This window comes from Candidatus Chazhemtobacterium aquaticus (assembly GCF_009936135.1).
Lineage (GTDB): Bacteria > Patescibacteriota > Microgenomatia > UBA1400 > Chazhemtobacteraceae > Chazhemtobacterium > Chazhemtobacterium aquaticus.
On record NZ_CP047901.1, the window covers coordinates 264,864 to 289,803 of the forward strand.

Here is a 24,940-nt window from a genome sequence, read left to right on the forward strand (position 1 = left end):
CTATCAACTACTATACCTTTTTATTAGTCTATATTGCCATACCACGCCTCCCGCAAACAGACCTACTCCCATCATAAATATCGCCAGGGTCAAGGTCAACACACCAGATTCTGGTACTCCACTCTCAGTAGAAGGCATTGTCGCTCTGCCTGAATCAGTTGCCGAACCTGTCGCTGTTGGTGTTGGAGTCAAACTCATTGTTGGAGTCAAGGTCGCTGAAGGTGTTGCCGAGAAGGCCGGTAACCCACCTTGTCCAGTCGTTGGTTCATCAGCCAGAACCACAAAGCTTCTTACAATTTTCTGCCACACTCCATTTTCATCCTGATACTCAATTTCTAATGTATGCTCACCCGGCTCCAACCCCTCCGGAGGAGTCCAATCTATCTCCCCATCTTCTCCAATTGTCACCTCCTCCGTCTGAGGGTCAGAATGAACCGTAATCTTGATTTTCTGTCCAACAGGGCCGGCCACTTTAATTTCAGGCGTGCTGGTTGCCACATTTTCTCCTGGATCAATCTCTGTCACTAACTTTACTGACAAAGTTGCCTCATAAGCCTCATCAATCTCTGGATAACTACCTCCAATATCTCCAAAACCTGACCCCAACTCAGCTGCCTCTGTTGCCTCCTGAGTCTCTTCCACCATCTGTGCAATCACCACAATTTCCCCTTTCATCACCTCCAAATCTGGATTAACACTATCATAAAATGCATAAGTCCCTGCTTCATCAGGTGCACTAAAACTCCCCTCACTTCCTCCTCCAATCACCCCCGTATCAAACTCTCTTCCCACCGCTGTCACTGAGTGATTTTCCCCATCCTTGTTAATCACCATCACCAACGTACCTGCTACCACCGTCAACTGTCTTTGTACTAACGCCCCATCAACAATCTCCAATCTACTTTGCTGTAGCTCACCGCTACTCGTTGCTCCCTCTCCAACATCCTCCACCACCTCCAAGCTCTCACCCAACACAATATCAGGAACCGGACTATCGTTTCCTGTTGTTACCACTGCCGTCGCCGTGCCCAACTCAGCCGCCTGTACAAAAACATTTAACTGCGTAGTTTCTCGATCATAGGCTACATAACTACTTAAATCCTCCGTTCTTGTCAGTGACAAAGGCAAAGTCCACACTCCTGAGTTTTTTGTTTGAGCTGATCTTAATACTCCTCCTTCTATCTCCACATAAACCACCGCTCCGGGTACTGGCTGCCCATCGGCCATAACCACCTTCCCGCTAATTATGTCACTTTCTGGCGCACTCGCCGTTGGAGCAGTCCTTATTTTATACACCGCTTCATTCTCATCCTTGTATGTTTCCGAACCAGACCCGATTACAAAGTAGTAATCCGTATTAGCCATCAAACCTCTCACTGTAATGTAATGAGTTGTGTACAGTCCGACACTTCCAGACAACTGATCTCTATCATCACTAATAGTCTTCTTCAGATCACTAGGAGACTCACCGTACTTAACAAACCCACTCACCTGAGTATCAGATATCCAAGACACCGTAAAACTTTCACTATCAACATTGCTAATCTCAACCTGTCTTGGCGTTGCCGTCGGCCCAGCCTTGGATACCAAACTAAAACTTCCCTGATTAGCGATCAGAAACACTCCCACCAACATTCCCACTACTACCACTAAGACACCGCCTATAGCCAACAATCGTTTTTTATTTAGCCAATCTTTCATATTTATCGTTTCAACTTCATCTCGTAAATACACCAACAACCCGCTTTTTTAAAGCAGGCCATATTAGTACCACCTCCAGCATAACCAATTTCTCCACCAAATTAAAGCAATCTCCATATCTAGTATATTCAACCCCTTTATTTGTCATGTATCATCAGTTGTTCGCCGACTCAGTCGCCTCTTGAGAACTTAACTCTGCGCTACCACTTGTTCCTGTGCCCTCTTCCAAATCCAAAACCAACTCTTGGACACCGCCAGCCTCCTCAGTTTCTGTCACTACCCCACTTTGACTAGCCTCGCTCACTTCTCCTACTCCTCCCATTTTTTCACTCGGCACAGCCCTAGACTCAACCGAGTTAAGATAAAAATCCTCGATCCTTCTCCTCGATCTTAATTTCCCTACCATCTCTTCATCTACACTTACCCGTAAAGGTCGAATTTGTTTCTGCTGCACCTCAGTTAAGGTGGTATTAGTTAGACCCCTGTATATATCAAAACCAACCCAACTTCCCACCGCCAACAAAGTAAACACGCCAACAATCAACAATCCTTGTGACTTACTCTTTTTTTTACTTGCCATCTCTCTTTACCTCTCTCTACTCTGGTAAATAATAAACTGTCGCCTTACCGGATGCAGCCAAGAAAAAAGTTTTCTTGTACGAGCTTTCAGGAACGGAAAAACCCGCTTGGGTAAGCAAAACCACTCGATCTAAATTTTCAATATCCTCAAAAAAACCAATCACTCCTTCCTGTGCTCCTCCAATCGCAAAACTAAAAGTCACAAAATTACCCCCTCCTGACTCCACTCCCCGGTTTGTTGTATTAACCAAACTTGACCTGCCTCCTACCAACGGCGATGCTTGAAACTCAAGCGAGGTAATATAAACATTATTCTCATTTGCGATTACCTCAATCTGTTTACTTAATCGATCAACCTCTGGGGTTACCGGTACTGCAATTAACCCCAGTCTTTTTAACTCAGGTCCCGACTCACTTAGTATCTCTTGAGCCTGTGCCAATTGAGCGATTTTTGTATCTAACTTTAAACTAGCCTCTTCCATGTCCTCGATTTTTTTCAGTAACGTTGAGATTGTTCCCAGTGTCGGCCTTATTGCAAAAAATACAAAAAACGCCACCGTAAAAATCGACAAAATCAACTGAACTGAAACCTGAATCAATGGTTCTCTGTCATAAAACCGCTGTACGTTCCTTAAATATCCGGCGTACATTCTTGGTTCCTGCCAGGTCGTTGTGGTTGTCCCCTTTTTCTCGTTACTCATTGGTACCTATACCTCCCTGTGTTTTATTGTTAACACTCGCCTTACCATTGATCGTGAATATCACCCCACCCTGTCTTTGGCTAAACTCAATATCACCCAAGCTTATCTGTGTCCAATCACCACTCTGTCTAATACTATTCAACAATGCAGCAAAACCCCTCTCGGATCCAGCCATACCAATTAGTGTCATGCTTGTCCTAGACAAATCAACCCTTTCATATCTCACATCAAGTGGAGTGTTTGCCATTAACTTGGCCAAGGACTCACTTGCACCCAAAGTATCGCTGTCTGCTTGATCAATTACATCAAGCCTATCCTGCAATGCTCTCATCTCATTCTCAGTTGCGGCATAGCTTTCTACCACCGCTTGTTTGTATATCACTTCTTCGTTTAAATCGTTCAAGTCACGATCCAGCTTGAATCTTGATAAAAACGCCAGAATAACTACGAACTCAGTCAAAATCACAATTGACTTGCCAGCCGACAACGACCATCTCAGGGTTTTGCCCACAAAACTCCGCTCAAAATCATCCTGAGGTAACAAATTCACCTTGGTAAAAAAACTTCCTCGAGCAGGCACACTCCCATTGTAGCAATTATCACCAACAACTTATCTGAAGATCCTCTAAACTTTACTTTGACTTCTTACTTGACACCTTTTTCTGCTTAGCTCCACTCTTGGTCGGTTTCTCCACTTTCTCCTGCTTACCCTCTTCTGATTTCGCCACTAAAAGACTCAACCTAGACTTAAGTCGATTCACTTTTCCTTCATGGATAACTCGTTTCTTAGCGGCTCGATCAAGAGCTGAGAAAGCCTGTTTCAGACTCTCTTGGCTTGGATCAGTTCGAACAGACTTAACCGCTTTTTTGGTAATCGTTCGCACTCTTTTATTTACCTGCGTCCGACGAGCATCGACCCGCAACTTCTTTATAGCATGGCGTAATATTGGCATACCGCCATATTCTATCACAACAGCCTCAATTTGCCATCTGCCACTCACAAGTTACCCTTCTTTCTTGTCTCTTCTGCAGTTATAATCAATCCAGCAAATTAAAAAAAAGTATTTGCTACCAGCTTGATCACCGGGAAATCCCGAAGTATCAAGCGTACAAACCAGCCTATCGGTTCACGCACCCTACCCCTATGTAATCCAATCCGTCACTATGGTCAAAAATATTATCAACAACTCCAGAAACCTATTTAATCAACAGAATAATAGCATTCTCTCTGCAGCTATCATCATTGCCGCATCATATGCTGCTTCTGCCATCCTCGGACTTGTTCGCAACCGTCTTCTAGCGGGCACTTTTTTCGGTGGTCAAGAATCAGAGCTTGATGTCTATTTTGCCGCCTTTGTCATTCCTGACACCATCTTCCAACTCTTAGTTGTTGGTGCCCTCTCGGCTGCCTTTATCCCAGTCTATAGTCGCTATCTAAAACAAGGCAGTCGTCAGGCAAATCATTTAGCCAATGCCACTCTAAACTCTCTTCTTATCATTCTTTCCTCGGCCACCTTGCTTGTCGCCATCTTTGCCCATCCCATCAGCAACTTAGTTGCCCACTTTCCACCAGCCCAAACTAGTCTCATGGCCAGTTTGATGCGTCTTATGCTTCTAAGTCAAGTCTTCTTCACCATCTCCACTTTTCTCACTGGTATCATTCAGTCACATCGACGCTTTTTGATTCCCGCTATTGCACCTCTACTTTATAACCTTGGCATCATTATCGGCGTTATCTTCCTTACTCCCACCCTGGGTATTTACGGAGCTGCTTGGGGTGTTGTCATCGGCGCCATTCTTCATTTGCTCATTCAAGTCCCCTTGGCTCGCCATCTTGGCTATTCCTATCGACTTATCTTTTCTTTTCGTCACCCTGGTGTTCGTACTATCAGCCGACTCATGCTTCCCCGCACTCTCGCTTTAGCCGTTTCTCAAGCAGAACGTTGGATCGCAGTTGTAATCACTTCATTGTTATCCGCTGGTTCTCTCTCAATCTTTAACTTTGCCAGGCAGCTCTACACCATGCCAATTACTCTCTTTGGTGTCTCTCTTGGGCAAGCCTCATTCCCCAATCTCTCTTCTCAAGCCGATGGAGACTTGGTCCGCTTCAACCAAACCCTAAGCCAAACCCTTCTCCAAATTCTCTTCTTTTCTCTACCTGCCAGCGCCCTCCTTTTAATTTTAAGAATACCTATTGTGCGTCTCGCTTTTGGGGCAGACAGTTTTCCTTGGTCAGCCACTCTTCTCACTGGTAAAACCTTAGCTCTTTTCACTCTTTCCATCGCTCCTCAAGCTGCTTCTCACTTACTTGTTCGTGCCTATTATGCCCTTGAGGACACCAAAACCCCCCTCATCATCAGTCTCCTCACAGTTGCTCTTAACGTGATTTTAAGCTTGAGTCTCTCACTTTCACTAGGACTAGGCATACTAGGTATCGCTTTAGCTGTTTCCATCTCCGATATTCTAAGTTTCCTCCTTCTGTCTTTCTTAATTCAACGTCGAACTGGTCTGCTTCACGTCTACGGTCCCGCATTTAAAATGTTTGTCGCCACCTTCTTTACCCTCGCCTCCCTCTGGCTGCCCTTTAGACTGCTTGATCAGTTTGTTTTTGACACCACCAGAACCATCCCCCTTATTGCCTTAACACTTATCACCTCGCTCATCGGCTTGCTTGTTTACTTTGCCTTTAGTTACCTTCTTGGTGTTAAAGAACTTGATGCCGTTGCCCGTATTTTCCATCGCCTCGGAAACTGGCGCAAAATCCTTTCTCGCTCTGAAGAAGTTATTGAACCGCCCGCCTTGTCATCTGAATAGTCTCATCAGGAATACAAAACATGAATCAATCTCAAATTCGCAACTTCGCTGTCATTGCCCATATTGACCACGGAAAAACCACTCTTACCGACCGTCTCATCGAGATCGTTACCCCCAATAATCGTAAATCACAAACCAGATTACTAGACAGCCACCCCATTGAGCAAGAACGGGGCATCACTATTAAGCTGGCCCCCATTACTCTTTCCTATACACATCAATCATCTCCATACTATCTCAATCTTATTGACACACCAGGCCACATCGACTTCAACTATGAAGTAGAGCGCTCCCTAGCTGCTTGCGAAGGGGCCCTTCTACTTGTCGACGCTACTCAAGGTGTTCAAGCCCAAACTTTGGGCAATCTCAACTTGGCTCGTCAGCAAAATCTCACCATAATCCCCGTTATCAACAAAATTGATCTTCCTCAAGCTCAACCAGAAGCTGTAATCAAATCACTAAAACAACTAGTTCCCGAGTCCATTCAACCCATTCTTCTTTCGGCTAAAACCGGACAAGGAGTCAGTCAGTTGCCTGCCACTATAATCAACTCAATTCCTTCTCCAAATGGCAATACCAATGCTCCTCTTCGGGCTCTAGTCTTCAACTCAGTATTTCACCCCCATCTCGGTGTTGTCGCCTTTATCAAAGTTGTTGATGGCAGCCTAAGCTCTAATCGTCTCTTTTTAATGCAAACCAACCAATCCTTTACTCCGCAAGAAATTGGCATCTTTACTCCTAACATGACCGCAACCTCAACGCTTGAGACTGGTCAGGTTGGCTATGTTGCCACAGGCTTAAAAAATATTCACTCAGTTAAGGTTGGTGACACTCTCACAAATGATGGACACGTGCCTACACCTCTACCCGGCTACCGCACTATTAAACCCAACCTCTTCTTGGACATATACCCGACCGACAGCTCTCAATACAAAGCCTTAGTCACCGCCGTTGAAAAAATCAAGCTTCACGACTCAGCTCTCACCACCTCCCCTACAGACTCGCCTTCAATGGGTCATGGACTGCAAGTTGGCTTTTTGGGGCTACTTCATGCTGATATCTTTCGTGAGCGCCTTGAGCGAGATTTTAACCTCAGCGCCACCCTCGTCAGCCCATCTGTTCAGTATCGCGTTTTGACTACTTCTGGAGAAAGTCTGGATATAACCAGGGCCAGCGACTTTCCCGACCCTACCACTATTAAACAAAGTTTAGAACCTATGGCCCAAGTCACTATTATTACTCCTCCCGACTATCTCGGTAACCTCATCAATCTGCTTGAAGAACTCCGTGGTGTCATGGTCAACACTGAGTACCTTGACACTAACACCGTAAAACTGAGTTACGGAATCCCGTTAATCGAAGTCATCACCAAACTACACGACAGTGTCAAATCAATTTCCTCAGGATATGCCTCTGTTGACTATCGTCTCGACGGCTATCAAGCTACAGATCTTGTTCGTCTTGACGTATTCCTTAATCACGTCATTATTGAGCCACTTTCTCGAATTGAAGTAAAATCAAAATCATCCAACACCGCCCGTCGTCTTGCCACCCAACTAAAAGATACTGTTCCCCGTCACCAATTTGAGATTCCCATTCAGGTTCAGGTTGGGGGCACCATCATTGCCCGAGAAACTGTCAAGGCATTTAGAAAAGATGTCACTGCCAAACTCTATGGAGGTGATCGCACCAGACGCCTCAAGCTACTCGAAAAGCAAAAAAAGGGCAAAGCCAAAATGAAATCATTTGGTCAAGTTAACCTTCCACCAGAGGTATTTCGCATAAACCTTTGATTAATCTCAAAACTCTAACGTCAACACCATCGCACTATTTGGTCTCATTGGTTCCTCTGTTTTCCATTGAGCTGATGTAGTTGCTACTGAAACCGTTTTTACCCCTCCTCCCCAATCGCTCCTCTTATATACAAACTCACCCCCAGGCAGGTTATCAAACGTTATAGGTACCAGCTCATTATGACTCCCCCTGGGGTCATAATTCACCAACAACACCTGATAAACCCCTTCTTTTCTAGCCGCAATCCCTTTTACCCAGGAGCCTTCACCATCAAGTGATACTCGTTCATCACCTAGAGTATTCAAATACACCAACGCATTATACCTGGGTTTTTTTGCCACCTCTCCGTTTTTCTCATGAGTTAGTAATCCCCATCTTCCCCAGTACTGTTCCACTCCTGGCCCGTCTTTTATCTCAAAAACAAACGCTCGATTTACCCTGCCCATCATTACCCGCGAGGCCGCTATTGTATGAATGGCTCCAAACCCATTGTCATATCCAGAATCGTTCTCACTGTCATGACCCCACTCGCTCACAATTAACTCTAAATCAATTTTTTCTGGATGGCTTTCTAGCCATGCATCAATCTCAGCCACATCTTTCTCATACTGTTCCAGGTCTCTGCTATAACGATGCCACGAATAAAAATCTAGTCTCAAATTATTCTCCACCACGTAATCTAGAAACTGATCTACCCAATTCTTATACAAAGCCGTTGTCGCTGGTCCTCCCAGCTTAAAACTGTTTACATTCCCAGCTCTCGCCGCTCCTCTAGCTGCCGCAGCATACAAATTTAAATAATTCTTCTCACCATAAACTTTCCAGCCTCCAAACAAATCGGGCTCGTTCCAGACCTCGTAATAAACACCATCAATATTAAGACCCCCTCTTCCTGAGTAATGCTCGATTGTCGCCTTAACCAATTCTTCCCAATCACCCCAATTCCTTGGCTGGTCAATAATATCGCCCTTGGATATTGCCGGTGGCATATATGACAATGCCAAGAAAGGCTTGGCCCCGGCCTCGAGTATTGATCTGACTGTCTCATCCAACCTGCTCCAGTCATATCTCAATCCACCTCCATCTTGACTTACCACTTCGTACATATCATATATATGATCTAGCCTAATATACTCTGGTCTCAAAGCTTTCGTCTCTCCCACAACGTTATCCAACATATTTCCAGCTTCCTCTCCACCTTGAGCCAAGTTTCTCCATGGTGTTGGCATTGGACCGATTATCGCTTCCAAATCAACCACTATCTCAGCTTTCTCACCACTTGCCTTACTCAGCATTCTTACTGCCTCAGGCAAAGCGTACAAACTCACCCCTAGCCCAATCAGCAACAACACCATCGGTACAAACTTTTTTAGCTCTCTCCTCCTCATTTATTAAGCATAGCAAACTCAATCCCGCCCCAACCATCTTTACTCAGATTAGCAATCTTGACATCTTACTGCTAAATCCTTATATTTAACTTGCTCAATACTCAAAGAGCGGATTATCATTCAAGATCATTATGAACCTATCCGATCGTCAGATTCGCATCATCAAGGCCATTGTCGAGGAATACACCAATACTGGTGAGCCGGTTGGGTCACTCACACTTGATCAAAAATACCGCCTTGGTGTTTCACCCGCCACCATTAGAAACGAAATGAGCACTCTGGCCGATAAGGGGTTTCTAGCCAAGACTCACTCTTCCTCAGGCCGGATACCCACTCCTGTTGCCATCAAGTTTTATGTCTCTGAACTCTTAAGAGAAAGGGAGCTATCTGTTGCCGAAGAAGTTGCCATTAAAGAAAGAGTTTGGCAGGTTAGAAATGATCTCGACACCCTTCTAATAGAAGCAACTCGAGTTCTGGCAGAACGCACCAAATCACTATCTATTGCAGCCACCGATACAGGCCGTGTCTATCACTCAGGCTATCCAAATCTTCTCAATAATCCAGAGTTTTACGACATCAACCTTTTTCGGGAAGTCCTCATTCTCCTTGATGAGCATCAACGAGTTATTACTCTTTTTTCCAGAGCTGCTGGATCAGACTCTATTCATCTCCTTCTTGGTGATGAGCTAGGTAATGCTGAGATGGAGCCCGCTAGCTGTCTTTTTGCCGATATCCAAATCAATGATCACCGCGGCTCCTTGGGCATTATTGCTCCCAACCGTCAGCAATATGATCAAAACATACCCATCGTCCGCTATGTGGCTAGCTTAATTAATCAAATCGCCCAATCAGCCTAAAAATATTATGCTATCTTCAAAAAAAACATCATCCAAAACGATCCACCTTCAAAATCAAATTCAAGACCTAGAAAATCGTTTTAAAAGAGCTCTCGCTGATTACCAAAACCTAGAGAAACGCCACGCTTCCCAAAAAGGCGATCTCATCAAGTTTGCCAATCAGGGACTACTAGATAAACTTCTTCCCCTACTCGACGACCTCGAGCGAGCCCAAGCACATCTACAAGACTCAGGTCTCGAGTTGATCATCGGCCAGTTTCGCCAACTGCTAATCTCTGAAGGAGTCACTCCCATCATCTCCGACAGACAAATATTTGACCCTCAAACCATGGATTGTGCCGAGGTAGTTCCTGGACCAAAAAACAAAGTCGTCACCACTCTTGCCAAAGGTTACTACTATCATGACCGTGTTCTTAGACCCGCTCGCGTTGAGGTTGGTAGCGGTCAGAAGAAATAACAATTAAATCTACCAGTTATTTTTACAATCAACTCACTAAACAAAACCCAGTAAATTATTATTAGCAATTACTTATACCTACACTTATGAGCAAAATTATCGGTATAGATCTAGGTACAACTAACTCGGCAGTTGCTGTTATGGAAGGAGGCACTGCCAAAATTATTCCCACCGCTGAGGGTAGAAATTTAATTCCTTCTGTGGTTAATCCCAAAGACAATTTGGTTGGAGACGTGGCCAAGCGTCAAATGGTTCTTAAACCCTCAGAAACAGTTTCCTCGGTCAAACGTCTGATGGGCCAGCGCTTTGACTCTCCAGCCGTTAAGAAAACCATGGGACAAGTCGGCTATCAGATAGTTAAAGGTAAAAACGATCTCGCTGCCATTGAAGTTGACGGCAAGCAATACTCTCCTCAAGAAATCAGTGCCCGCGTCCTCCAAAAGGCAAAAAAGGATGCTAGTGATTATCTCGGCGAGGAGGTTACAGAGGCGGTCATTACCGTCCCTGCTTACTTCGATGACTCTCAACGCCAAGCCACTAAACAAGCTGGTGAAATAGCTGGTCTAAAAGTCAAACGCATTGTTAATGAACCCACCGCCGCCGCCTTAGCCTACGGACTAGATAAAGGCAAAAATGAAACCATCGCCGTCTACGATCTTGGTGGGGGAACCTTTGATATCTCCATACTTGAACTTGGTGATGGTGTATTTGAAGTCAAATCAACCAACGGAGACACTTTTCTCGGTGGCGATGATTTTGATCAAGCCATCATTGACTGGGTCGTCTCGGAATTCAAAGCTGAACATGGTGTAGATCTTTCCCAAGACAAACAAGCCCTTCAGCGAATTAAAGACGCTGCCGAAAAAGCTAAAATCGAATTAAGCTCGACCACTGAAACAGAAATCAATCAACCCTTCATTACTCAAAGTAAAGACGGCCAGCCACTTCACCTCACCCTCAAGCTTTCTAGGGCCAAGCTCGAAGAGCTGGTCGACGATCTGGTCAAAAGAACCATTAAGCCGTGCGAAGCAGCCCTTAAGGATGCCGGCATCAACAAACAAGATATTGCCCAAGTTATTCTAGTTGGTGGCATGACCCGCATGCCCAAGGTTCAACAAGCAGTTAAAGATTTCTTTGGCAAAGAGCCCAACAAAACCGTCAATCCTGACGAAGCGGTCGCCCTCGGTGCTGCCATTCAGGGAGGAATTATCGCCGGTGATGTCAAAGACGTCCTTCTCCTGGATGTTACCCCGCTTACTCTAGGACTTGAGACACTTGGTGGTGTTATGACCCCTCTAATTGATCGAAATACCACTATTCCTACTCAAAAATCTCAAGTCTTTTCAACCGCCTCAGACAATCAACCCCAAGTTGAGATTCATATACTTCAAGGCGAACGTCCCATGGCTGCTGACAACAAATCGCTAGGCCGCTTTATATTAGATGGCATTCCTCCCGCCCCCCGAGGTATTCCTCAAATTGAGGTTACCTTTGACATTGACGCCAATGGCATTCTCAATGTTTCAGCCAAAGACAAGGGGACTGGTAAAGAGCAGAAAATCACTATCCAAAATGCTACCAATCTTACCGATGAAGAGGTGGAAAAGATGAAGGCTGAAGCTGAAAAACATGCCGACGAAGATGCCCAGAAAAAAGCCTTAGTCGACAAGAGAAATGAGGCTGAAACCTTGATTATTACCACCCAAAAAACTCTCAAAGAAGCCGGCGACAAAATCGACAAAGAAACTGAAAAATCAATCAATCAAGCTCTTGAATCTCTAAAAGAGGTTAAAGACAAGCAAGATGCTACCGTTGAGTCAATTGACTCAGAGCTTAAAAAAGCCACCGAAGTGATTCAAAAATACGGTGAGTCACTTTACAAGGCAGCTTCACAAGCGCAATCTCAGTCAGCCGACTCAAAAACAGAATCAAACTCCAAAAACTCAGACGATTCACCTAAAAAAGAATCGGCCGAAGAGGGGGAAGTTGTTGAGTAATAGTTTCCGATCTATCCTCAGACCACAGCTCATTCTTAGCAGTTGTCAACAATGAGTGCTAGATAATATCGTATTTGGCTGATAAAATCTTCTTGTATGACTATTAAGCGTGATCCCTACGATATTCTTGGTGTCTCCAAAAACGCCTCTGGTACCGAAATCAAAAAAGCATATCGACAAAAAGCTCTCGAGTACCATCCAGATCGAAACAAAGCTGCCGATGCCGAGGATAAGTTTAAAGAGATCAACGAAGCCTACGAAATCTTAAGCGATCCTCAAAAAAAACAAGCATATGACCAGTTTGGTCATAGTGCTTTCGACCCATCCTCTGGCGGTCCCTTTAGTCGTTCAGGTCAGGCCAGCGGCCCATATCGATATACCTACTACACCTCAGGTAGTCCAGCTGATTTCTCCTTCGATTTTTCCGACCCCTTTGACATATTTGAAACTTTCTTTGGGTCAGCCAACCCTTTTCGTAGCGGACCCCAAAAACCCCACTACTCCATTAAAGTCAGCTTCCTAGACGCCGCCTTAGGCGCAGAAAAAACCATCCTTCATCAAGGCAAACAATACAAGATCAAAGTCCCGGCTGGCGCTTCTGACGGCACCCGCATTCGTTTTTCCGATTTTGACGTCTCCTTTAACGTCGAACCTCACCATCAGTTTCAGCGTGACGGTTATGACGTATTCATTGACTATCCAATTTCCCTAACTACAGCTGTTCTTGGTGGCCAGATTCAAGTCCCTTCTCTTGAAGGCGACCACATCTCCCTTAAAATCAGACCAGGCACTCAGCCAGGCAGCGTAATCCGACTTTCAGGCAAAGGTGTCAAACACCTTAACTCCGCTCGTCACGGCGACTTTTACGTTAAGCTACGTATCTCTATTCCCAAAAAACTCAACCGTCGTCAAAAGATTCTCTTCCAAGAACTTGCCCAAACTCTTAAGTAACCTTCCTCTAACTTGCTCTTCACCACTGCCTTCGGTTATAATTAACCCGCTTAATCAGGTGGCTACTCGCCACCTTTTAACTAGCTGTAGTTAACAACATAGATAAAGATCATGTCAGACCCAATTATGGCCCGCACTGAATTTGCGGCCGCACTAAATCAAATTTGTACTGAACGAGGCATTGAGCCCTCTGCTGTTCTCAACAGCCTTAAACAAGCCTTACTTGCTGCTTTTCGTAAAGATTACCCTCAAATTTACGCCCAGTACGAGATAGGTGAAGAAACAGAGAGCCAGGAAGAACTTTCCCCTCCTCAAACGAGTCTCTCGGTCGTTCTAGATGACCAAACCGGTGAGTTCAAAATCATCACCACCGACCCCAAAACCAAAAAGGATAAAGACATAACCCCTCCTGGCTTTGGTCGCATCGCCGCCCAAACAGCCAAACAAGTCATCCTTCAACAAGTCAGAGAAGCAGAAAAATCATCCATTATCGACGAATATCGCTCTCGTTTAGGTGAGCTTATTACAGCCCAGGTTCTCCGTCTTGACGGTAAAAACGTCATTCTCGACATTGGTCGAGGCCAAGGAGTTATGCCTCCCGAGGAGCAAATCCGTGGCGAATTCTACAGGCTCAACTCTCGAATAGCCGTTGTCATTGCGGATATTAGAGACACTTTCCGTGGTGAATCAGTAGTTGTTTCTCGCTCCGACCCGCGACTGGTAACCCAACTCTTTGCTCGCGAAGTTCCCGAGGTTGGAACTGGAGTTGTTGTCATTGAAAAAATCGCTAGAGACCCCGGGGTACGAACCAAGGTAGCCGTCAAATCAACTCAAGAAGGAGTCGACCCGGTCGGTTCCTGTGTTGGACAAAAAGGAGTCAGGGTCCAAGCTGTTATCAACGAGTTAAACGGTGAAAGGGTTGATATAATCCAATACTCTCAAGATCCACAGGAATTTATCTCAGCCGCCCTCTCACCTGCAGAGAATCTCCAAATTACTCTCAATGAAACCAAAAAAACCGCTACAGTCTCTGTTCCTGAAGACCAGCTTTCGCTTGCTATTGGTCGTTCGGGACAGAATGTCAAACTAGCCGCTAAACTAACCGGATATAAAATCAAAGTTCAGGCAGGCGACAAATCAACCATTCAAGTTACCGGTAATGAAGAATATGAAATCGATCTGTTAGACCTTGATACCAAAACCAGAAACAAACTTGTGGAAGCTGGGATAGTCTTACTTGAGCAAATTATGGGTGATAATTTAGAGCGTCTTAAGGAAGTAAAGGGCATTGGCTCAAAAACCATCACCGAAATCAAAAACAAACTTGCTACCTACCAACAATCGGACTCACCAGAAGGATCTCAATCAGACGAAGGCAGCTCCCAGTCAGACACTATCGACACCTCAACACCTCAGGACAGCTCTTCCATGACCAACTCGTCCAAGTAAACTGACTAGCTCTCTTCTGTTATTACTCATTACCGCTTTTAACCCGCATGGATGACAAAACATCTTCTCCTTTGCGATCTCGTCCACCGATCATCGCCGTTTTGGGTCACGTGGATCATGGTAAAACCTCTTTACTAGATGCCATCAGAAGTACCAACGTTCAAGCTGGAGAAACAGGCGGAATTACCCAACACATAGGTGCCTATCAAATTGTCTACAACCAACATCCACTAACCTTTATTGACACTCCAGGACACGCTGCCTTTACCTCTATGCGCGCCCGTGGCGGACAAACGGCCGATCTTGCAATTTTAGTAGTAGCTGCTGACGATGGTGTCATGCCTCAGACTAAAGAATCTCTTGCCCACATAAACTCCGCCAACATCCCCTATATTGTTGCTCTAAACAAGATTGATCTTCCCCAGGCCCAGCCAGATAGAGTTAAAACTCAATTAGTTGAAGCCGGTGTCTTGGTGGAGGGCTATGGTGGTAATGTTCCCATTGTCGAAGTCTCAGCCACCCGCAAAACCAATCTAGACCTATTATTAGAAAACCTTCTTCTCTTAGCTGAGCTCCAAGAGCTTAAGGCTGATCCCGAAGGTACTCTTGAAGCCATTGTCATTGAATCAACCCTCGATAAACACCAGGGACCCTTAGCCACGGTTATTCTTAAGAACGGCTCACTGGCTCCCGGCCAAGATATCACCACTGTTCCCAACAAACCCCAAGAGACACCTCTCTCAGGTCGTGTTCGAGCCCTTACCGATTGGCAGGGACAACCTGTCCCCCAAGCCATACCCTCGACTCCCTGTCGTATCTTAGGTTTCTCGCAAGTGCCACCAGTCGGCTCCATAATCACCCATAAACACTCTCTTTCCCAGTTCTCAACCAAAACCCAACATATCACCCAAACCGAAATCAACTCTCCATCATCTGATCAGTCACAACAAGGTATTCTCTTAAAAACTGATGTGGTTGGTACTCTCGAAGCCATTAGCCACAATTTGCCTGAGAAAATCCACCTCGTCCACGCCGGTGCCGGTGCAATTTCCGAATCAGATATCCTTCTTGCCCAAACCTCTTCTGTCCCTGTCTACGGTTTTCGTACCAAACCAACTCCGTCGGCTAAAAAACTAGCCCAAATCGAACACATTCCCATTCACACCTTTGACACCATTTATGATCTACTTGATCACCTGCAACTTCTCTCAACCAAAACCATCTCAAAACACCAACAAGAAACCATAAATGGTCAAGCCACCATCATTAAGATATTTAACTTACCCCAATCAACTGTTTTCGGTTGTAAATCTGATTCAGGAGTAATCAAAACCGGAGATCAGATTCACCTAAAAAGATCAGATGGATCAAGCAAGAACGCACGCATAACCTCTCTCAAGATTGGTTCAAAAGACGTCTCAAAAGTTTCTCCCTCGCAGGAATTTGGCCTTGTTCTTACTCCTCAACTTGACGCCAAACCAGGAGATCAAATCATCTCTTTTTCACCTCCACCTACCTTGATATAATCACGCCCTAGATTATTCACAAATCTGAAAATATAGGATATAATATCATCCATCTTATGTTTGATCCTGATCAGCTAAATCAATTCAAAACTAAACTAAAGGACTCAGCTTCCGTTCTAATTCTTCTTCCTCCTGAACCAGATGTTGATTCTCTCTCAGCTGCCTTAAGCCTTCATTTAACTCTTAAAAACTCTGGTAAGACCTCTACAGTCGGTTGTTCTACCCCTGCCAAAGTAGCCAGCTCTCACCTTTTTGGGATAAATCAACTAAAAACTAGCATCGGCAATCGTAATCTCGTTATCTCGTTTGACTACCAAGAAGACTCTGCCGAAAACGTTTCCTATGACATTGATGAAAATACCCGCAAATTCAATCTCCGCATAAAACCCAAAGCCGGATCAGCCCCCTTAGACACCTCTTCCATTAGCTATTCATATACTGGCGCCGAAGCTGATTTAGTTATTACTCTTAATATTAACTCGCTCGAAGAACTTGGCCGTCTTTACTCTGAAGAAAAGGAGTTTCTTGACCAATCTACCATTGCAAATATTAGCCTTGCGGCATCACCTTCTACCTTTGCTAGCATGAGTCTTAACTCCGACAAATTTTCCTGTCTAAGTGAACTTGTCGCCTTTTTACTTAAAAGTGTTGGGACGTCACCAACTGCAGATGCAGCCACTAATCTTTATGGCCAAATCTTATCAGTCGTAAACAACTTCCAGTCTCCCAAGATTACCCCCGATACTCTTGAAACAGCCGCTTTTTTGCTTCGCAGTGGAGCTCAAACTCCTAAGTCCAAAGAACAACTGTCAAACCCCACACCCCCTCCATTCTTCTCTACTCCTCCAACCCCACCACAAGACAAATCCAATCAACCTCAAGGCGACTCAGTCACCCCTCCCCTCACTCAGGCTACATCACCACAACCTGTTGCTACCGGCGTCCCCTCTGACTGGACTGGACCCAAAATTTACCGGGGATCTAGCCTAAAATAGCCTCATTTATCTTTTCTTTTACCACATCATCTGTTAAAATAAGCACCTATGTTAACCCGAGAAGAAAAATCAACCATCATTAAAAAATTTGCTACTAGCAAATCTGATACCGGCTCTCCTAGTGTCCAGGTTGCTCTATTAACCAATCAGATCGATAAACTAGTTAACCACCTTAAGGGCCATAAGACTGATAACCACTCTCGTCGCGGTTTGCTAAAAATTGTTTCAAAACGTCGTCGACTTCTTAATTATCTAGCCAAGACCAATCCAAAGTCACTCCAGGATCTTACCTCAACCCTAAAAATTGGAAAAACAGTCTAAACCCTAGATCAAAAGCAAATATCCAAGTTAACAATTATTGTTCTTATTAAAAACTATATTCATTAACCGAGGCTGATCGTTGAGGACTCAGGCGTGTGAATCTCGTTCCCACCCCCGAATTCTCAACACTCTTCGTCCCGGTCACCATATGACTCAAAACCCATCTCTATCTACCACCATCTCACTTGATGGTACCCAAGATATTACTATCGAAGCTAATCGTTTTGCTCCCCAAGCGGCCGGATCCGCCCTTGTTCGCTCCGGCGACACTGTCGTCTTTGCGGCAGTGGTTTCCGGTAAACCCAAGGCAGACGTCGACTTCTTTCCTCTCACCGTTGAATATCGTGAAAAACACTACGCCGGTGGCATAATTAGCAGTAGCCGTTTCATCAAACGCGAAAGTCGTCCTTCTGATAACGAAATCCTCACCGCTCGTCTGATTGATCGTTCTATCAGACCCCTATTTCCTAAGGGTTTTTACGATGATGTTCAAGTTATTGTCAGCCCCCTGTCTATAGATCAAGAATCAGAACCAGAAATTCTTTCTATCATCGCCGCCTCTGCTGCATTAAGCTTTTCCTCACTTCCTTGGGAAGGTCCCATTGGGGCCGTACGAGTTGGTATGGATGACAAGGGCCACTTCCTCATCAATCCCACCAATAGCCAAAAAACAAACTCCAAGCTCGACCTCGTTGTTTCAGGTGCCCAAGGATCTATTGCCATGGTTGAAGCAGGTGCCCATGAAGTTAACGAATCTACCGTCCTTGAAGCCCTAGATCATGGCCAAAAAAATATTGACCTAATCATCAAAGCCATCTCTGATTTAGCTGCAAAACTAGGTAAATCAAAACTTCAGGTCGAGCCAGAAAAATTCGATGCAACTCTAGTCAAACTTGTTGAAGACAAACTTGATGTCAATCAAATTCTCTCTGATAGTAAAACCAATGGCGGCGAAGGCATTAACATTTCAAATCTTGTTGATCAGCTAATCAACGACGATCAAGAAATCGACCGCATTCAGGTGGCCAAGCTCATCGATGATCGTATTAGAAACGCCATCCGTTCCCAGTTGCTTGATAAAAACACTCGTTTTGATGGTCGTGCCATAGATGAAATACGCCAACTCTCTTCCGAAGTAAGCCTCTTGCCCCGCACACACGGATCAGCCCTCTTTATGCGTGGACTTACTCACGTTCTTTCCACTGTTACTCTCGCCTCTCCTGGTTCTGAGCAACTCATCGAAGGCATGAAGGGCGAGCAAACCAAGCGCTACATGCACCATTACAACATGCCTCCCTATGCGACCGGTGAACCCGGAAGAATAGGTGGTCCCAACCGTAGAGAAATTGGTCATGGAGCCTTAGCCGAGCGAGCCCTCGAGCCTGTTCTACCCTCACAAGATCAATTTTCTTACACCATCAGAGTTGTTTCTGAAGTACTAAGCGGCAATGGTAGCACCTCCCAAGCCTCTGTCTGTGGGTCTACCCTTGCTCTAATGGACGCCGGAGTACCCATCAAAAAACCAGTCGCTGGCATAGCCATGGGCCTAATCACCGATGGTAAAAAGTACATCACCTTAACTGATATTGCAGGACTTGAAGACCATTTTGGAGATATGGACTTCAAGGTAGCTGGAACCGTTGATGGTATAACCGCTATTCAAATGGACGTCAAGGTTACTGGTGTTAGTGCCCAAGTACTTAAAGACGCTCTCGAACAAGCCAGAGTTGGTCGTCTTGCCATTCTTGAAAATATGAAAAAAACCATTGATCAGCCTCGGTCTCAGCTTTCCCCATTTGCCCCTCGCGTTGTTACATTACAAATTGACCCAACAAAAATTGGTGTAGTTATTGGCCCTGGAGGTAAAACCATTCGCCCAATTCAGGAAGATCTTGACGTCGAGATCAATATCGAGGATGACGGACTAGTCAGCATCACGGGTACAAATCCTGAGAACGTCAATCAAGCCAAAAAAATGATCGAAGATCTTACCGCCGAGGTTGAAGTTGGTAAAGTCTATTCCGGAAAGGTTCAGCGAATTCAGCCTTTTGGAGCTTTTGTTGAAATCCTCCCCGGTAAAGACGGTCTCGTCCATGTTAGCAACATGGGTAAGGAGTTTGTCTCTGATCCACATCAACTAGTCAAAGAAGGCGATCAGGTTCAGGTCAAGGTTTTTGAAATAGACTCTCAAGGTAGAGTTAACCTCACCATGAATCTTGATGACAATCCTGCCAGTCGAGACAGAACCACTTCTCCACGAAGAGAATCGCGTCAAGACCAATCATCTAGACCCTCCCAGACTAGATCAAGCCGACCGCGCACCTCAAACAAACCAGGTGCTACCAGAAATGAGTCTCGCTTTTCTCGTTTCAACGACAAGCGCTAAGTCTCCGCCACTTCGCTATACTTAAATCATGGAACCCACCTCCTCCTCTTCGTCTGCCAATCAAGACATCATTAAGCTTCGTGCTCAACTAGACTCTGTAGTGGTTCCTCCAGATCTTCATGCCCAGGCGACCGAGATGATCGATCGTCTTGAGCGTATGATCAATCAAGGTTTTTATACCGAGGAATTTGAACGCACCCGTCACTATCTTAACTGGATTACTGCCCTACCTTGGGACAAGCGGGTTACTCAGCCCATTGATCTAAACACAATCGCTCAAACACTCGAGCAACACCACTATGGTATGCAGGAAGTAAAAGACAGGATCCTCGAATACATGTCTGTCTACAAACTTCGTCAATCTCAAAGCGATGGTATCGCCCGTTCACCCCTCATATTTTTAGTTGGACTCGTCGGTACTGGTAAGACTACTTTTGCATCCGCACTCTCTCAGGCTCTAGGTCGACCCCTAGGACGCATTCCCTTTGGTGGCATGGGTTCAGCCCGTGACCTTCGCGGTCAGTCTCGCCTTCATCTCGAAGCTGAACCTGGTTACGTGATTAAAGCACTTAAACAAGCGGGGGTTAAGAACCCAATCATTCTTCTTGACGAAATTGACCGTGTCTCTGAATCTGCCCGCACCGACATTATGGGTGTCTTAGTTGAACTTCTCGATCCTGAGCAAAACAAAGCTTTTCTGGACCACTACATCGACTATCCCGTCGATCTCTCCGAAGTGCTATTTCTGGCAACAGCCAACAACACTACCAATATTGCCACCGCTGTTCTCGATCGTCTCGAACCGATTCGCATGCCTAGCTACTCAGACGAAGAAAAAATCCATATTGCTCGCGAGTATCTGCTCCCTCGTGTTTTGGAAGAATCTGGACTTTCTGCTCAACAGCTTAACATTGATGACTCTCTCTGGCCACAAATTACCCGACCCTTAGGCTATGACGCCGGTATTCGTACTCTCAAACGCACCCTCGAAGGCATAGCCAGAAAAGTTGCTCGCCAAATCGTTGCTGGGCAAATTCAATCAGCTCACATTACCCCGGAAAACATCAAAACTTTTCTTCCCAAATGGTAATCATTACTCGCTGATATAATCCTAGCAATTCACTACATATCTCATGCAACATTTTCTATACCACCAATTACCTTTAAATTTAAATTAAATTAACAATAATAAAATGAAAAATCTAATTTCAAAAACTTTAAGAATCATCCCCCTAGGCGGCAATGGTGAAGTCACCAAAAACATGTACGTCTATGAATATGGCAACGATCAAATCGTAGTTGACTGTGGCATGGGCTTCCCTAAAGCAGGAATGCTTGGGGTCGATATTCTTATTCCCGACGTTGAATACCTCGAGAAATCCCGCAAAAACCTTCGAGCTATCGTTCTCACCCATGGACACGAAGACCACATTGGCGGCTTGCCCTACATTCTCCCACGTCTCCCCAAAAATCTACCCGTCTACGGATCAACACTTACCACGGCACTAGCCGAAACCAAAGTTAGAGAATACGGTCTTACTAATCCCTTCCACGCTGTCGAAGACAAACTCAATCTTGGCCCTTTCAATATTGACCTAATTCATATCACTCACTCCATCCCCAATTGTAAACACTTGCTAATCAAAACCCCTGCCGGGACGGTTTATCATGGGGCTGACTTTAAATTTGACCTCAATCCACCTGACGGTAAACCGCCCGCCTTACAAGCAATTGCTCAGGCCGGAATCAACGGTGTTGACCTTCTAGTTTCTGACTGTCTTGGAGTTGAGCGTCCAGGTTTTACCGCCCCAGAGCGTGATATTGAAGCCATCTTCGAGCAGGAACTCCAAAAAACTAAAGGCAAATTTATTGTCACCGCTATTTCTTCCTCAGTTTCCAGGTTAGGCATGGCCATAAATGTTGCTGCTCGTCATGGTCGAAAAGTAGCTATTCTGGGTCGCAGTGTAGATCGCAATATGAGTCTAGCAGCCAAGCTAGGCTTCATTTCTTTCCCCAAAAACACCATGATTAACTCTCATCAAATTAAAAATTTCAAAGACTCTCAGCTAACCCTTATTGTTGCTGGTTCTCAGGGCCAAGAAGGTTCAGCTATGCAAAGAGCTGCAGCCGGTGAACACAAGAACGTCCAGCTCAAACCAGGTGATCGCGTTGTCATTAGTTCAGACATTATTCCTGGAGGAGAATCAAACGTCCACGACTTAATCAATAGTCTAGCCAAAAAAGATATTGATGTTGCCTACGGATCATCTGAACAACTTCATGTCTCTGGCCACGGTCATCGCGGAGAACTTGAGCTACTTGTTCGTCTTCTCAATCCTAAAAACATCTTTCCAGTCGGAGGAGAAGTTCGTCATCAAAAAGCCTACCGTCGCATGGCAGTAAACCTTGGTTTGTCTTCCCAATCCATCTTCATACCCAATGACGGGCAGTCCTTAGTTCTAAGTAAAAACCAGGTGCGATATGGCGACACCGTTGAATTAAAAAACATCTACGTTGATGGCTTAGGAATCGGGGATGTTGGCAAGGTTGTCCTTCGCGATCGTCAAGTCATGAGCCAGGACGGTATACTAGTCGTCATTGTCCCCATCCGCCATGACACCAGTAAAGTTAGTGGTGATATAGAAATTGTTTCTCGCGGTTTTGTTTACGTTAAAGAGAGCAAAGAATTAATCGATGAGATTAAAGCTAAGGTCAAACAAGCCCTCAAAGACCAGCAAGGCATCGTAACTGACTGGAGCTTTCTCCGTCAAAAAATCTCCCTCTCTCTTGAGAAATTTATCTACTTCAAAACCGAAAGAAGTCCCCTTATTCTTCCCGTTATTGTTGAAGTCTAATTAGTTTTTTCAAGCTCTAAAAAACTTCTTTTTCATACAACTTAAGCTATACTCATAGTATGGCCAGAAAACGCGGTCGCCGCAGTAAACCCTTCAAACTTTCCCTTAAGCAAGACACTTTAAGCTCGATTGCTGCGATTATAATTATCAGCTTTGGCGGACTCATCAGCATCTCCTTTTCTCGTCAAGGACCAGTTTTAACCAAAATATTTGACATTGGATCCTCTCTCTTTGGTTGGGCTCTTATTTTTCTCCCCTTTATCTTCATATCTGGAGGCCTGTTAGTCACCAAGGTTAAGTGGCAAATCTCCAAACCCAATGTATTTCTTGGCTCACTTATCTCCCTCCTCTCTCTTACTGGACTGACTCAAGCTGGCAACATTGGCGACCAAGTCTTTGGTTCCATAGCCGCTCTAATTACCTCCGCCGGCTCGTTTCTCTTCTTTTTATCAGGAACCATCATTGGCATACTTATCCTTTTTGAAACATCGATTGAAGATCTTCTCGCCCTTTTCCAGAAAATGTCTGAAGATGCCAAGAAAGCATCATCTGCTCTACCCAAGCCTGGCCGCATTAAACAAGCTGGGGTTCTTCCCTCCCGCGAGCTTAAGATTAAAGGTATTGGTGATGATGGTGACAAAACCAAAACTAGCGATTCCCCAGCTGTAGAAGAGTCAACTTCTCAACCCCAAGCCTTAAGCAATCAACCTGGAGACGACTCGGCCATCTGGGAAGCTCCTCCAGTTTCTCTCCTTCAAGATGCCAAAGTCGGTAAAGCTGATCGCGGCGATGTCCGTGCCAACGCCCGCATCATTGAAGATACTCTTGAGGCCTTTGGTATTACTGCCAAAACTGTTGAAATTAATGCCGGTCCAGCTGTTACCCAATACGCCATTGAGGTTGCTATTGGCACCAAGTTAAGTAAAATCGTCGCTCTTCAAAATGATCTTGCTTTAGCTCTCTCCGCTCCTCAAGGACAGATCCGCATCGAAGCACCCATACCTGGCCGCAATCTGGTTGGTATAGAAGTTCCCAACCACTCACTCGAATTTGTCAATCTCAAGCAAATGCTCGTTTCTGACGTAATGAAAACCTCCAAGAGCAAGCTTACCGTTGCTCTAGGTCTTAACGTTGCCGGTGAACCCACTGTTGCCGACATAACCAAAATGCCTCATGTACTTATTGCTGGCGCCACGGGATCAGGTAAATCTGTTGCTATCAACGCTTTCATAGCCAGTATTCTCTTTCGTGCTTCACCTGCCGAAGTCAAGTTTATCCTTGTTGACCCTAAAAGAGTTGAACTTACCGGATATGACGGTATTCCTCACCTCTTAACACCTGTCATCACTGATCCAGAGAAAGTTGTTTCTGCCCTAAAATGGTCTCTCCAAGAAATGGAACGTCGTTACAAGCTTTTTGCCGAAGTCAAAGTTAGAAACATAGCTGCCTATAATGAGCTTTCTGGATTCCAGGCTATGCCCTATATCGTTATTGTTATTGACGAGCTAGCAGACATCATGCTCTTTGCTCCGTCCGAGGTCGAAGACAGTATCACTAGAATTGCCCAAATGGCCCGTGCGGTCGGTATCCATCTAGTTCTCGCTACCCAACGTCCCTCCACCGATGTCATTACTGGTTTAATCAAGGCTAATATTCCCTGCCGTATCGCCTTCAATGTAGCATCCATGATTGATTCTCGCGTCATTCTCGACTCTCCAGGGGCAGAAAAACTACTTGGCAGGGGAGACATGCTTTATATACCTCCCGACCAGGCCAAACCTCGCCGCATTCAGGGTACGTTTGTTGATGATAAGGAAATCGCGTCTCTTATCGAATATCTAAAACAACAAGGTCTCAAGCCTGAATACTCCCAAGAAGTCATTGAAACCAAAACAGTCTCAGGAGCAACCGCTCCCAACGGGGCCACCATCGACGATGTCGACGACCTCTTTGAAGATGCTGTTCGAGTCTGTGTTAACTACGACAAGGCTTCTGCCTCTCTGCTTCAAAGACGCCTTTCCATTGGCTATGCTCGCGCCGCTCGCATCCTAGACCAACTCCAAAAAGCGGGAGTCGTTTCTGCCCCTGATGGCAGCAAGCCTCGTGACGTCCTCATTAAATCCGCAGATGAATTTTTTGCCCGAATACAAAGTGATGAATAACTTCTCT

At 45.2% G+C, this 24,940-nt stretch carries 20 protein-coding genes; 14 read left to right on the forward strand and 6 right to left on the reverse strand.

Going from position 1 to position 24,940, the window contains the following annotated elements; all coding sequences use genetic code 11:
- Positions 1-3 precede the first annotated feature (3 nt).
- The 5 genes from MICH65_RS01375 to rpsT form a co-directional block, all read right to left on the reverse strand.
- Positions 4-1,701, reverse strand: a complete 1,698-nt coding sequence (locus MICH65_RS01375; protein ID WP_161931637.1) for a fibronectin type III domain-containing protein — start codon at positions 1,699-1,701, stop codon at positions 4-6.
- 154 nt (positions 1,702-1,855) lie between these two features.
- Positions 1,856-2,281: a hypothetical protein gene (locus tag MICH65_RS01380; RefSeq protein WP_161931638.1), complete on the reverse strand. Its 426-nt coding sequence runs from the start codon at positions 2,279-2,281 to the stop codon at positions 1,856-1,858.
- Positions 2,282-2,297: 16 nt separating this feature from the next.
- Positions 2,298-2,981: a hypothetical protein gene (locus MICH65_RS01385; RefSeq protein ID WP_161931639.1), complete on the reverse strand. Its 684-nt coding sequence runs from the start codon at positions 2,979-2,981 to the stop codon at positions 2,298-2,300.
- A complete protein-coding gene (locus tag MICH65_RS01390; RefSeq protein WP_161931640.1) occupies positions 2,974-3,561 on the reverse strand; it encodes a PilN domain-containing protein in 588 nt (195 codons plus the stop codon). Before MICH65_RS01390 ends, MICH65_RS01385 begins: the two co-directional genes overlap by 8 nt.
- A gap of 52 nt (positions 3,562-3,613) precedes the next feature.
- Positions 3,614-3,934 (reverse strand): 30S ribosomal protein S20, encoded by a 321-nt coding sequence (gene rpsT, locus MICH65_RS01395; protein WP_161931641.1) that lies wholly within the window; start codon positions 3,932-3,934, stop codon positions 3,614-3,616.
- Positions 3,935-4,145: 211 nt separating this feature from the next.
- Between rpsT and murJ the strand changes: the two genes are divergently transcribed.
- Positions 4,146-5,795: a murein biosynthesis integral membrane protein MurJ gene (gene murJ / locus MICH65_RS01400; protein WP_161931642.1), complete on the forward strand. Its 1,650-nt coding sequence runs from the start codon at positions 4,146-4,148 to the stop codon at positions 5,793-5,795.
- Between the two features lie 20 nt (positions 5,796-5,815).
- Positions 5,816-7,588: a translation elongation factor 4 gene (lepA, locus tag MICH65_RS01405; protein WP_161931643.1), complete on the forward strand. Its 1,773-nt coding sequence runs from the start codon at positions 5,816-5,818 to the stop codon at positions 7,586-7,588.
- Positions 7,589-7,594: 6 nt separating this feature from the next.
- On the opposite strand, the gene MICH65_RS01410 is transcribed toward lepA, so the two are convergent.
- Entirely contained in the window at positions 7,595-8,977 is a 1,383-nt protein-coding gene (locus MICH65_RS01410; protein WP_161931644.1) for a GH39 family glycosyl hydrolase, read from the reverse strand.
- A 131-nt stretch (positions 8,978-9,108) separates the two neighbouring features.
- On the opposite strand from MICH65_RS01410, the gene MICH65_RS01415 reads away from it, so the two are divergent.
- From MICH65_RS01415 to MICH65_RS01470, 12 genes are all read left to right on the forward strand, one after another.
- Positions 9,109-9,834, forward strand: coding sequence for a hypothetical protein (locus MICH65_RS01415; RefSeq protein WP_161931645.1), 726 nt, complete (start codon positions 9,109-9,111; stop codon positions 9,832-9,834).
- A gap of 7 nt (positions 9,835-9,841) precedes the next feature.
- Complete coding sequence (locus MICH65_RS01420) at positions 9,842-10,291, forward strand: nucleotide exchange factor GrpE (protein ID WP_161931646.1); 450 nt, start codon at positions 9,842-9,844, stop codon at positions 10,289-10,291.
- Between the two features lie 86 nt (positions 10,292-10,377).
- Positions 10,378-12,288: a molecular chaperone DnaK gene (dnaK, locus tag MICH65_RS01425; protein ID WP_161931647.1), complete on the forward strand. Its 1,911-nt coding sequence runs from the start codon at positions 10,378-10,380 to the stop codon at positions 12,286-12,288.
- A 96-nt stretch (positions 12,289-12,384) separates the two neighbouring features.
- Complete coding sequence (locus MICH65_RS01430; RefSeq protein WP_161931648.1) at positions 12,385-13,239, forward strand: DnaJ C-terminal domain-containing protein; 855 nt, start codon at positions 12,385-12,387, stop codon at positions 13,237-13,239.
- A 111-nt stretch (positions 13,240-13,350) separates the two neighbouring features.
- Positions 13,351-14,688, forward strand: a complete 1,338-nt coding sequence (nusA, locus tag MICH65_RS01435; protein WP_161931649.1) for a transcription termination factor NusA — start codon at positions 13,351-13,353, stop codon at positions 14,686-14,688.
- A gap of 47 nt (positions 14,689-14,735) precedes the next feature.
- Positions 14,736-16,214 (forward strand): translation initiation factor IF-2, encoded by a 1,479-nt coding sequence (gene infB / locus MICH65_RS01440; RefSeq protein WP_161931650.1) that lies wholly within the window; start codon positions 14,736-14,738, stop codon positions 16,212-16,214.
- A gap of 56 nt (positions 16,215-16,270) precedes the next feature.
- Positions 16,271-17,209, forward strand: a complete 939-nt coding sequence (locus tag MICH65_RS01445) for a DHH family phosphoesterase (protein WP_161931651.1) — start codon at positions 16,271-16,273, stop codon at positions 17,207-17,209.
- 48 nt (positions 17,210-17,257) lie between these two features.
- Complete coding sequence (rpsO, locus tag MICH65_RS01450) at positions 17,258-17,530, forward strand: 30S ribosomal protein S15 (protein ID WP_161931652.1); 273 nt, start codon at positions 17,258-17,260, stop codon at positions 17,528-17,530.
- Between the two features lie 148 nt (positions 17,531-17,678).
- A complete protein-coding gene (locus MICH65_RS01455) occupies positions 17,679-19,916 on the forward strand; it encodes a polyribonucleotide nucleotidyltransferase (RefSeq protein WP_161931653.1) in 2,238 nt (745 codons plus the stop codon).
- A gap of 28 nt (positions 19,917-19,944) precedes the next feature.
- Positions 19,945-21,006 carry an AAA family ATPase gene (locus tag MICH65_RS01460; RefSeq protein WP_161931654.1) on the forward strand — a complete coding sequence of 354 codons (1,062 nt, stop codon included), beginning with the start codon at positions 19,945-19,947 and terminating at the stop codon, positions 21,004-21,006.
- Between the two features lie 103 nt (positions 21,007-21,109).
- Positions 21,110-22,771, forward strand: coding sequence for a ribonuclease J (locus MICH65_RS01465; RefSeq protein ID WP_161931655.1), 1,662 nt, complete (start codon positions 21,110-21,112; stop codon positions 22,769-22,771).
- A 59-nt stretch (positions 22,772-22,830) separates the two neighbouring features.
- Positions 22,831-24,933, forward strand: a complete 2,103-nt coding sequence (locus MICH65_RS01470) for a DNA translocase FtsK (protein ID WP_161931656.1) — start codon at positions 22,831-22,833, stop codon at positions 24,931-24,933.
- Positions 24,934-24,940: the final 7 nt, after the last annotated feature.

Bases quoted from the DNA above. Each gene is read 5' to 3' on its own strand.
- lepA (WP_161931643.1), top strand. From the start codon at position 5,816: ATGAATCAATCTCAAATTCGCAACTTCGCTGTCATTGCCCATATTGAC.
- MICH65_RS01410 (WP_161931644.1), bottom strand. From the start codon at position 8,977: ATGAGGAGGAGAGAGCTAAAAAAGTTTGTACCGATGGTGTTGTTGCTG.
- MICH65_RS01385 (WP_161931639.1), bottom strand. From the start codon at position 2,981: ATGAGTAACGAGAAAAAGGGGACAACCACAACGACCTGGCAGGAACCA.
- MICH65_RS01470 (WP_161931656.1), top strand. From the start codon at position 22,831: ATGGCCAGAAAACGCGGTCGCCGCAGTAAACCCTTCAAACTTTCCCTT.
- nusA (WP_161931649.1), top strand. From the start codon at position 13,351: ATGTCAGACCCAATTATGGCCCGCACTGAATTTGCGGCCGCACTAAAT.
- MICH65_RS01375 (WP_161931637.1), bottom strand. From the start codon at position 1,701: ATGAAAGATTGGCTAAATAAAAAACGATTGTTGGCTATAGGCGGTGTC.
- dnaK (WP_161931647.1), top strand. From the start codon at position 10,378: ATGAGCAAAATTATCGGTATAGATCTAGGTACAACTAACTCGGCAGTT.
- MICH65_RS01430 (WP_161931648.1), top strand. From the start codon at position 12,385: ATGACTATTAAGCGTGATCCCTACGATATTCTTGGTGTCTCCAAAAAC.
- rpsT (WP_161931641.1), bottom strand. From the start codon at position 3,934: ATGCCAATATTACGCCATGCTATAAAGAAGTTGCGGGTCGATGCTCGT.
- murJ (WP_161931642.1), top strand. From the start codon at position 4,146: ATGGTCAAAAATATTATCAACAACTCCAGAAACCTATTTAATCAACAG.
- MICH65_RS01445 (WP_161931651.1), top strand. From the start codon at position 16,271: ATGTTTGATCCTGATCAGCTAAATCAATTCAAAACTAAACTAAAGGAC.
- MICH65_RS01455 (WP_161931653.1), top strand. From the start codon at position 17,679: ATGACTCAAAACCCATCTCTATCTACCACCATCTCACTTGATGGTACC.
- rpsO (WP_161931652.1), top strand. From the start codon at position 17,258: ATGTTAACCCGAGAAGAAAAATCAACCATCATTAAAAAATTTGCTACT.
- MICH65_RS01415 (WP_161931645.1), top strand. From the start codon at position 9,109: ATGAACCTATCCGATCGTCAGATTCGCATCATCAAGGCCATTGTCGAG.
- MICH65_RS01460 (WP_161931654.1), top strand. From the start codon at position 19,945: ATGGAACCCACCTCCTCCTCTTCGTCTGCCAATCAAGACATCATTAAG.
- infB (WP_161931650.1), top strand. From the start codon at position 14,736: ATGGATGACAAAACATCTTCTCCTTTGCGATCTCGTCCACCGATCATC.
- MICH65_RS01380 (WP_161931638.1), bottom strand. From the start codon at position 2,281: ATGGCAAGTAAAAAAAAGAGTAAGTCACAAGGATTGTTGATTGTTGGC.
- MICH65_RS01420 (WP_161931646.1), top strand. From the start codon at position 9,842: ATGCTATCTTCAAAAAAAACATCATCCAAAACGATCCACCTTCAAAAT.
- MICH65_RS01465 (WP_161931655.1), top strand. From the start codon at position 21,110: ATGAAAAATCTAATTTCAAAAACTTTAAGAATCATCCCCCTAGGCGGC.